Origin of the sequence: Pseudomonas sp. zjy_15 (assembly GCF_043101865.1) — a bacterium.
In the GTDB taxonomy this organism is placed as follows: domain Bacteria; phylum Pseudomonadota; class Gammaproteobacteria; order Pseudomonadales; family Pseudomonadaceae; genus Aquipseudomonas; species Aquipseudomonas putida_Y.
In genome coordinates this window covers 1-835 of record NZ_JBICII010000039.1, presented here as the reverse complement: position 1 = coordinate 835, position 835 = coordinate 1, and the positions used below count along the sequence as shown (strand labels likewise).

Genomic DNA, 835 nt, shown 5'->3' with positions numbered 1-835 from the left:
CCTACCACAAGGTGGAAGCCAAGGTTACCGTGGCATCTCTGGCGAACAGTTCCATGGCAGCAGCGCTTCGTAGTCTGCTACCGATGAGGCGTGCGGCAGTCGCTCCAGGACGTGGCGCAGCCACGTATAGGGCTCTTGGCCGTTGACCTTGGCGGTTTCGACCAAGCTGTAGATCTGCGCGCTAGCCGTGGCTCCCTTGGGCGTGTCACTGAACAGCCAAGCTTTGCGCCCGATCACAAACGGCTTTATGGCCCGCTCTGCCAGGTTGTTGTCGATCGGCAGGTGGCCCGCCTCGACATACCGCTCCAAGCGGTTCCAGTTGTTTGCCAGGTAAAGCACCGCCTTGCCCAGTACGCTTTGCGGTGTCACCTGTGAGTGCGTCTTGTCGAGCCAACTTTTCAACTGCTCAAGGATCGGCAGGCTTCGTTCCTGACGACCGATGAATCGCTGTTCATCGCTGGCATCCTTGAGGTCGCGTTCGATGCCATACAGTTTGTTGATCATCGTCAGCGCAACATCGGCGCGACCGGTCTTGCCCTTAGGCTGCACCTTCTGCGCTTCGACGAATTTACGCCGGACATGCGCCATGCACGCCAGTCGTTCAACGCCCGGCTGTAGCGCCAACGCGCTGTAGCCGGCGTAATCATCGGTCATCACGTAACCGCGATAGCCCTCCAGCAGGCGCAGCGGCACCTCCCGCGCGCGGCTGGTGGTGTAATCGAACAGCACGACTTGTCGATCAGGCGGGCCACTGACCTGCACCCACATCCAGGATTGACTGGTCGGATCACGATCCGGCTCTTTGAGCACCTGCACGCGAGTTTCATCGCAATGG

General features: G+C 60.0%; 1 pseudogene. It reads right to left on the bottom strand.

The features are described from left to right. Nucleotides 1–24 precede the first annotated feature (24 nt). A pseudogene (locus ACF8EF_RS07920) lies at nt 25–835 on the bottom strand (IS66-like element ISPpu15 family transposase); the annotation flags it as partial.